Genomic DNA, 8,868 nt, shown 5'->3' on the forward strand with positions numbered 1-8,868 from the left:
GGTGTTTAGCGCGACGTCGACTTTTACCATCTGTAAGGCTTAGACTTTTCCAGCACAAACTATATAGAGGAACGACATCCGTTTAGGAATCGCGACTATCAAGTTTGAGGGGGACGCTCAATATATCAGTGGCTGCTTATCAGATAATTGCTAGTTTGCAATTATCACTCCAGTGATCGTCTACAAGAGAACATGACTTCTGGCCTCTGAAACACGAGCTGCAGATATTGAAGGTTTTACCACAGGTTATGCAGACTTTTTGAACGAATGCCGCTGCCAATACTACTCCTCATGTCCTAGAAACGCTGACTCTTGATCTTACTATCCGGAAAGCATCAGAGGCTTGGGACGTACCATAGACAACAGTGAGGAAGCAAAAGCAATAAATTCGTCTCATTCAAAGTGACCGAAGGGTGAGCCAGTTTTAATACACCTGCCGAGCCCGTTTTCATGCGCTTTTTAAAGCCTGGCTACATTTGAGAATGACTATAAGATCGCTATGGAACTTTTTGGAAGAGGATAGATACTCCTTGAAGCAAGTGATTCATGAGAGAAGAGATTAAGGATGGATCATGGCCTGCCGGAAGGGTTAGGTCGATCTGCATCCCGAATTTATTTACGCTAATACGGATTGGCTCGACAGGTGAACAAGATTCATCTTTGACCAGATCAACCCTAGTGACTTCAATTGTCTGATGATCATCCGTTGCTACTGCCTCTGCCTTGGCTCTTTCTTCAGAAGTAGGCTTAGGTGGGATGAGCGCCGGTTCTTGCCCTAGCTTCGCAAACTCTTTTTTAAGTCTATTGAGATTAAGGCGCCGAGTGACCGAAACCCGAGCAGCAGTAAACCATGCTAGTAATCCAGCGGCTTCTCGCCACGAGTGATCGGGCATCGACTCGCTTTTGCGTGACTTGCTCCTACGCCAGGAGTCGACTGCTTCACGAACAGCCTCGAGTTTATGAACATGTGCTTGCATCGCTTGACCTCCTCAATTGTGAGAAGGCATTCCAACACAGATTTTATTTCAAGTAACGAACCGCTGCCGTGGGCATACGCTTAATCCCCTTTTTCTACAATAACCAATTTTTTGTCCGTTGCTAGATTTACTACGTCTATTTTCTTATTCAACAACATGGAATCTTTAGTAGTAACTTTGTAATCTGCTTCAGGTCTAGTGACAGTACCTTTTGTTAAAGCCTCTCTCATTGCCCCCCTAAACTCAGTGGTGGAAAGAGATATGACAGAGTCAAGCTGAACCGTTTTACCAACGTGCCCACCATGCGATCCTGCCTCAACGTGACTATTAAAAAGAGTACCGCCTAAAAGAATTGATAAGCTAGCCGCAAGCGTTCTTGTCATTGGTTAAATCCTCTTAAAAGTCGTCATTATTTTTTTCACGAAATTCTTCATCATCAATGGACCCAAAGCACAAGGAGACAACGGTTGGTCTACCATTTTGAGTTTTGTCTTTTGAGGTGTTAATTTGCTCAATAAGACCTATAAGATTTCTGAATCCATCTGCAATCAACTCTAACTCTTCTTCTGTGTATCTGTCTGCCGAAAAAAAGTAGCCCTTCAGTTTGTCTAGGTTATTTCTTACTAGGTCAGGGGCTTTTGTGCAGAGATCTAGAATCACGTCGTCATTGGAAAGGAAAAGCTCTTCAGAGTATAACCTCCCTGCTTTTTCTTCTAAGGCTCCAGCTGTTAGGAGTTTATCTATTTTTCTTTTGCCTTCGGTTCCAAGAAGTTTCTCTAGTGCCGCTTTGCTGTAGCCTTTCATGTTAGAAGTCGCAGCAAAAATCTTAAATCCTAGATGGTCGTCCTTATAATAGTCGTCCAAATTTTCGGAGTTAACCTGCCTCGGTCCTGGTTCTACATAGACCTTATTCTCTTTGCTCCCAGGAAACATGGCGGACATTACTTCATGATACTCAGAAGGAGTGGCTATGATGTCTAGCAATTTCCTAACATTTGTTTCACCTGGGGTAACAGTCCGATTCATAATCCTTCTCAAAGAAGATTCAGAAACTCCGCTTTTGCGGACAAGTGCCGCTACAGTTCTATAATCTGGTTCTAGCCACTTTTCAATAAGGGTGACCAACAAGTCCATCATGATCTTCATTAAAAACCTCAACCAATTTCGTGGTAGTGTTTCGTATTCATCATCTAAATAACTCCAAGACTCACCGTATACATTAATGGCTACTCGTAATCATCAAAAAAACATCAAAACATTAACACGTCTAATATGTTAGGCGTTACTCACGATCAAAACTTATAAAAAGATTGCTTAGATCAATAATGTAATGGTTGTAGTTTCCAATGTGTTTCTAAAGACTTTTTATACTCACTATCACTCTTAGTTTCACAAAAATTAACTTCTAATATGTTTCAAGTCAAATAGTCCTGAGTAATACTATGTGGTTGTTCTAACCTTCCATCTAAAGTAGGGATGACCGGCCACCACGGTGGAAAAAAAACCAGTCACCGTGACTTTCGGTTTGCCCTTATATTTATCTCTAGTTATCTTCCAACCAAGTTTTTCAAGGTTCATTTTTTTCTCTTCGTAACTGCAGGCCTGCATAGCTTTAAGAAGAAAGATAAAGGTTCATTTTTCTAAGTATGGGACGCTATCTAAAAGCAAAGAAAGTGTGAAGATAGAGCTAGCTCGCCGCACTGCTGATTACTCAATCTAAACAAGTTATCGATTTCTTATTGGAGGCTTCAACATATGAAAAATTTGTGTTTAGCGTTCGCTCTATTCTGGAGTGGCTATATATATGCCAGTGCATTCTCCAGCCCTTGGCCTCCGGTAGGAGGTCCTGGTGATCCATTTTTGCCAAAAGATAAAGCCGATCAGGCTAAGACTTATCTATCTCGTTACATGGAACTTCAAGACTCGTTCAAAGCCAGCTTACAGCGAAGCGTCTTTTCTGAAACAGATACTATTAAGCTTCTTTGCTTCAACTATGGCTGGGAAACGTGGTCAGATGCCTACCGAGCATCGCTGGCATTAGAACTATCGGGCCAGTACCGTTCACAAGCTATCCCTGCTAGTCTGGACAAATACAAAAACTTAGTAATAGATGAAAATGAACTACTACTACTATTTTTGCCACAGGCAGATAGCTTCAGCGACGCTTTGGAATCGTCTTTAGAAAAATTTTTCGTTTATCACGGACACGAATCGCGTATCGATCTTTTCAGGCCGTATTTTTCCAGATTTGAGCAACGACAGATGGCTTGCGAGAACGATGAACTTATCGATGAAATCTCTTCGAAAGTCACTTTTGAAGACACAATCTATATATCAACCCCTAATTTTGGTCTCGGATTTGCCGGGTCCACAAACTTAAAGCTTGAGGATGCGGTGCGTCGCATTCTAAGTAACTATTAATATGGGAGAGACTATGAAAACGACAGCTATGCTTTTAGCCAGTTCTTTAATGCTGGCAAATGCTGCCTTCGGTGAGCAGCAGGCAGCTACAAGTTTAGATCAAATGAGTGATCAATACACTACTTCGTTAGCCCTAGCGGCTAGGACAAATGACTTAGAAGAAAACACGGTGATGGTGGTTTGTGTCTCTTCAGTATTTGAAGGCTGGTCGAGCAGATACGAAAAAGTCATGGAGCAATATGATCTCGATGAGTCTGTTATAGGTCAATCTCTGAAAAATTGGGTAAAGTACAGGTTAAAAGCAGGTCAAGACATTTCAAACCTTATGCTTTTTGCGGGTGATCCAGATACCTATATTTCGACTGTCGTCAGTGAGATTGATAGTTATTCAGGTATACAGTCACAAAGGCAAAATATGAAATTGGATGATCCAAAGATTGGTAACTTTGAAAGAAAGCTATCTCAATGTCAGGATAGCGACTATCTTGCTCGCGTACTTTCTAAAGTCAGTTTAGATCCTTTTGGAACAGTCACCGCAAACTTTCTTCCTCGTAACTTTAACCCCAATATTAGCATAAGTAATGGTGACCTATCGTTTGGATTCACTAACTCTCTGGTGTATTCGAGAAAGGTTTCGCTGCGTCAGCTACTATACTATATCAAAGCCGGAATTTAGGAGTTTTTTATGAGAATCAAAAATTTTTTAAAAGCATGTGCACTTGTTATTTGTCTTTCGCCACAAGCACATGCTGAAAAGCTCGCTGAAGCAGAAGTAAGCAAGATAGTATCAGCCTACTCGTCTTACCTGTCGAGAATTGTCGTTACAGACTCCACAGAGAGATCCATCCAGGCCATATGCGTATCTCGTACTTTTGAGGAGTGGTCTTTGGCCTACGATTTGGCGATCGGCAGCGCGACCTTAGATCTAGCATCCATTAGACAGTCTTTGGAAAACTGGGCTGTAGAACGCGAAAAGGCCAAGTTTAATGTTCAAGGTATCGAAGAATTTTTTCCTCTCATTCTCGAACAGGTCGTTGAAGAAAAGGCAAGGCTGCGAAGTGCTAACAAGTGGCCTGAAGATCCATCGAAGCTAAATATCACACTAGCAGATTCAAAGTATGGATTATTCAACGATTCGCTAAGTAAGTGTCTCGATCGCGAGTTTAGCTCGAACCTCAAGCCAGCTGTCGAGGCAGAAATTCTTGGAGGATCGGCGAATATCAGAACCTTAGTTAGGCGAAATGCGGTCGTTTCTCTAAGTACAGTTAATGGTCGATTCTTCTATTTCGTTTCGGCAAAGCCTGGAACTAGCTTGACCAGCGAACGATCTCAGAGCTTACGAGCGACTCTATTTTATATAACGAGGGGGTACTAAATGAAATATGTAGCCTTAGCAGGGACAATTGCCCTCCTTGCCTCATGCGGCAATGAAAGTGTTAGCACGTTAGATGCGGTGATTCCTATTACTACAGAGTCCGAAGCTCGGTTGGGGTTCGGTATCGATCCGATCTACGAACAAAACTATGAAAATTGTGTAGAGTTTGATGACGGCGTGGTGTCTGAAGACTCTCACAGTGAAAGCACCTTCAACTCTGGAGCCCCATCTCTCAAGCTCGACCAGCGGCAAATTACGACCCATAAAGAGGTCGATCGGTTTCTGAACGCTTCTATTTCAGGTTCGTTTTCCTACCTTGGTGCAACTGGTTCGTTTTCGACCTCGTATGAGAACCGCTTCGACCTTGACTCAGACAACCTGACTATAGGGATTGAAGCCATAGCTGATTATGGAAGATTCTATCTGAAAAACGTGCGTATCAAGCCAGAGTATGCGGCTTTGAGCGATAAAGAGTTCGAGCGTAGATGTGGCAGAGAGTACATCTCTGGATACCGCTTAGGGCAAGGCGTATATATTCTTATGTCACTGTCAGAATCGACACTAGAAACTTACGAGAAGATTACCGCTGATTTTGATGCCTCCAAGGGCGGAAATACAATAGAGAGTAATTTTGTCAAATCTGCTGAACTTCTTTCAAAGTATGGGCAGCTCACTGTTGCTGCGAGAGTTTTCGGTGGCGGCGATGTTGCTAGCTTGAGCGCGCTCCTAGCAAATAGCAAAGACGCGGAGAAATTCATGACTCAGATTGAGTCCTATCTCAAGAAAATGAAGAAGTCGCAGGCGGTGCGAACTAAATATCTCACCTCAGCCTATCCAGGCCGGCCTAACGACATTTCGGCAGTAACGTTCCAGAGCTATAAAAAAGAGACTCTCACAGATCTTTATAGCGACTATAGGAAGGTGATGACTTCCCTAAGCAGGGTACGATCTTACATCCGTGAAGGCGGCCCCGCACTTAGAAGGTATTTCGGATCAAGACTTTGTCAGGTATCCGAGTCATCACGCGGGCCCAATTGTAATGAGTATATCTCGGCCCTAAACACTCTAAAGGATGATTTAGAAGAGGCAGTCGCTGTAATCAATAAGCACGCTAGCAACTGCATCGCAGCTCGCCAAACATCTGAGTGTAAAACACCAGACGTTGAAACTCTAAATGTGTATGACTTAACGATAATTCGATGGCCCGGACAGTACAAAAAAGTTCTACTAGATCAACTATTAGGGAGTTTGTAATGAAAATAACTTACTTATTTGGAGCGCTAGTAATCGCTTCTACCACTAGCTTTGGTGCTGCAGCCAATAGTTCGCAGCGAGAATTCTATCCCAGCACCGTACCCTCTCGTATTATTGGCCTTATGCAAGGTAATTTCGGCTCATGTGCTGCGGCTGCACAAACTCATGCGCTGGAACATCAGTTTGCTCTTAGAGGCTATTCGGTTCGACTCTCGAATTTTTATTCCTACAACTATATTTGGAGAGAAAGGGCTGAAGAGCAGAATATAAAGGTAAGTAGTACCGACCTAGACCTTATGGAAAAATGGGGACCAATTTTACCTGAATTCATGTGGCCCGAAGATGGAGCAGGTTTATTCACTGCGTACAATGGCAGTAGCTCATGGTTTGTCAGCGTGACTGGTAGCTCAGAGAATGATGAAGAAATTGAAAATCACTACCGAAACTTCCATGTTCCTCGCGTTAGTAAGGCTGTTTTGCATGACGGCATTTTTTCAAACGCAAGAAACTTAGGGTATAAGGATAGCTTTTATGCCTACTCTTCCAGAAACGATATTATTGAATTTGTAAAAGAGAACGTTGCTAGAGATCTTGCACCAGTAATTACTGTTCACGGCGATATTCTCGAAGAAGAGAATATGAACCTTTCTACAGGACTCTCTAAAGGCTATAAGTTTGAAGAAATAGACGCAAAAGAGCCTAGACATGCTGTGGTCGCTGTAGGGTGGGATAATAGCTTGTACAATGGTGAAGGCGCTTTGATTGTAAGAAATTCTTGGAATAGCCCATCTAGGATAAATGCTGCTCAAGAAGTCTCAGACGAGGATTTGGATGATTTCAATCGTTTCAGAGGCAAACTACAAAATGGACGAAAACTTCCAGGGTTCGCAGCCATACCATTTAGTTACATAAGGAAAGTGGCCAGAAAATACGGAGACTTTGGTATTACCATCTACGATATTGACTACAGAAGTTTTTACAACACATACAATCGTAGTAGAGGTGCTTACAAGACTCTATCTGTTCCCTTTGCGTGTGAGGGGTCCAGAATAAGATCGACATCTTCTGAAACCGAGAAAGATCGTGTACAATTTGCAATATCAGAGTGGCGTGATGCTACTAACTTATTAGAATCAGGCGATGCATTCGGAAGGGTATTATACAGAGATATTCTATTTCGAAACGCGCTGGGAACACGTAAAGGGGCCGATTTTAAAATTGCTCAAGTTCCTACCCATAGTAAATTTGGCGACAAAAGATTTGATGAGCTTCTTCGTGGTGACTTCAATCACTTTTACTGCTATCCTTCGGTACTAAACAGCCAACAAGGACGAGTTTGGCCCAATAACCAAGAGATGTCCTCTGGCATGAAAAGCTTGATAAAAGACAACTTCGATCTAGGATTTAGAAATATTAGCTCTTGGAAAAACTTTTTTGATAGAGCTTTGGTCGATGACCTAGATCAGCTTTGAAAGGAGTTTTTAAGTATGTTGAAGTCTACGCTTGTTTTTACGTCTTTGATTCTTACAGCATGCTCCAGTGACAATGCTTCTTCAAATAGTGATTCAAGTGACTTTAGCTTGATTAGTGAGAGTGTTAGCTACAGAGAATACCTGCGAGCTACACGGCCATGGTACGTACATGAAGTGAAGATGTGTATCGCCTCTTCGGATGCAATAGAAATAGACAGTCTCGAAACGTTGTACCTATCTACCGTTAGTTTAGATGGTTCTGCTAGAGGTAATTTATACTTACTTGAGAGCGATCACTACGAGATATTATCAAGTGAGAAAGGAGCTTTCTGCTTGAATCGAGAAGTATCTATAGACAATTCAGAATGGTTCAGTACACCTTCAGAATTCCGACTAGAAGCAAAAATCAGGAACGTTACTACTGGAGAAGAGTTTTTGATTGAAGGCACGAAAGTCTTCAATAAAGAAGATCTCAAGAACTAATATTTCCTCTTCAGGGCCCGAATAGACCCTGAAGAGGATCAGTCTAATTTCTAATTGATATAACCATTATCACGAGATCTGACCGATACCATGGCCAAAGTCAGCGGCAACGCTTGCGAGGTTGTTTGTATGAATAGCCCCATGGTAAATCTTCATCTGATGATGCTTTCTTTCTATCGTCCTGAGGGTAGAGGATAGTGCAATACTTTCACGTTGAAACAAAAGTATTATCCCAATCCTGTCCCCAATAGTTGATAAGCCAATTGAAAGCGTAGGATCGCTCCATGATGACCCCTTCATCTAGCTCATCAGGAATTGGTCTTTGTTTCGAACGTGCTTCAACAACATGCCAGTGCAAGCACCTATTGAAGTCGATAGCATCCAAGATATCGGCAGGACTTCTCATCGTTCCATTCATAACTTGATCTTGGCTATCCAATAGCATTGATACAAGCTCTGGGACTGAGCAGACTTTGTTGGGCAGGCTGAGGGAATCAGTTAGACCAAGAACCCATAGAAATACATTTATCCCCTCATACTTCCAAAGAGCATCAATCACTTCTTGATGGTTTGGTTTGCTACTGTGAAGAAACTCTTTCTCTTGTGCTGATAACTCTATAAAACCTAGCGGGATCGACTTCTCTAATTGGTCGAGTGAGGTTTCACTATTTTCTCTTATGGATTCCGCCCAGATTGCATTCACAAGAAGGGAGTAGGTCCTATTTACAATAGAATCCCTATCTGAAGCTCCCCAAAAGTGCTGGACAAATCTAACTGAACGGCCTAATTCACCATAGTGAGGAGAATTACCGTGACTCAGAACAAACGAACCAGACCAACCTACAGCCAGGAATTTAAGGAACAAGCAGTCGCTAAGTACTTAGAA

Annotated in this window: 10 protein-coding genes; 6 read left to right on the forward strand and 4 right to left on the reverse strand. The window is 42.3% G+C overall.

Features of this window, described 5'->3' with window-relative positions:
- Nucleotides 1-497: 497 nt before the first annotated feature.
- The 3 genes from B9N89_RS04495 to B9N89_RS04505 all read right to left on the reverse strand — a co-directional run bounded on the left by B9N89_RS04495 (nt 498) and on the right by B9N89_RS04505 (nt 2,123).
- Entirely contained in the window at nt 498-977 is a 480-nt protein-coding gene (locus B9N89_RS04495; RefSeq protein ID WP_132314924.1) for a hypothetical protein, read from the reverse strand.
- Nucleotides 978-1,057: 80 nt separating this feature from the next.
- The gene (locus B9N89_RS04500) at nt 1,058-1,360 is read right to left on the reverse strand and encodes a hypothetical protein (RefSeq protein ID WP_132314922.1); all 303 of its coding nucleotides are present in this window, start codon (nt 1,358-1,360) and stop codon (nt 1,058-1,060) included.
- 13 nt (nt 1,361-1,373) lie between these two features.
- Nucleotides 1,374-2,123, reverse strand: a complete 750-nt coding sequence (locus B9N89_RS04505; protein WP_132314920.1) for a helix-turn-helix domain-containing protein — start codon at nt 2,121-2,123, stop codon at nt 1,374-1,376.
- A gap of 609 nt (nt 2,124-2,732) precedes the next feature.
- Between B9N89_RS04505 and B9N89_RS04510 the strand changes: the two genes are divergently transcribed.
- The 6 genes from B9N89_RS04510 to B9N89_RS04535 are packed head-to-tail and all read left to right on the forward strand — an operon-like array spanning nt 2,733 to nt 7,982.
- On the forward strand, nt 2,733-3,398 hold the full coding sequence (locus B9N89_RS04510; RefSeq protein ID WP_132314918.1) for a hypothetical protein: 666 nt from the start codon (nt 2,733-2,735) through the stop codon (nt 3,396-3,398).
- Nucleotides 3,399-3,411: 13 nt separating this feature from the next.
- Nucleotides 3,412-4,074 (forward strand): hypothetical protein, encoded by a 663-nt coding sequence (locus B9N89_RS04515; protein WP_132314916.1) that lies wholly within the window; start codon nt 3,412-3,414, stop codon nt 4,072-4,074.
- 9 nt (nt 4,075-4,083) lie between these two features.
- Nucleotides 4,084-4,773 (forward strand): hypothetical protein, encoded by a 690-nt coding sequence (locus B9N89_RS04520; RefSeq protein ID WP_132314914.1) that lies wholly within the window; start codon nt 4,084-4,086, stop codon nt 4,771-4,773.
- Nucleotides 4,774-6,027 carry a hypothetical protein gene (locus B9N89_RS04525; protein WP_132314912.1) on the forward strand — a complete coding sequence of 418 codons (1,254 nt, stop codon included), beginning with the start codon at nt 4,774-4,776 and terminating at the stop codon, nt 6,025-6,027. It abuts the gene before it with no gap.
- On the forward strand, nt 6,027-7,499 hold the full coding sequence (locus B9N89_RS04530; RefSeq protein WP_132314910.1) for a C1 family peptidase: 1,473 nt from the start codon (nt 6,027-6,029) through the stop codon (nt 7,497-7,499). Before B9N89_RS04525 ends, B9N89_RS04530 begins: the two co-directional genes overlap by 1 nt.
- 15 nt (nt 7,500-7,514) lie before the next feature.
- Entirely contained in the window at nt 7,515-7,982 is a 468-nt protein-coding gene (locus B9N89_RS04535; RefSeq protein ID WP_132314908.1) for a hypothetical protein, read from the forward strand.
- 208 nt (nt 7,983-8,190) lie between these two features.
- Here B9N89_RS04535 and B9N89_RS04540 read toward each other — a convergent pair whose 3' ends face one another.
- Nucleotides 8,191-8,847, reverse strand: coding sequence for a DUF4272 domain-containing protein (locus B9N89_RS04540; RefSeq protein WP_132314906.1), 657 nt, complete (start codon nt 8,845-8,847; stop codon nt 8,191-8,193).
- Between the last annotated feature and the right edge of the window lie 21 nt (nt 8,848-8,868).

The sequence above is a fragment of the Pseudobacteriovorax antillogorgiicola genome (genome assembly GCF_900177345.1).
Lineage (GTDB): Bacteria > Bdellovibrionota_B > Oligoflexia > Oligoflexales > Oligoflexaceae > Pseudobacteriovorax > Pseudobacteriovorax antillogorgiicola.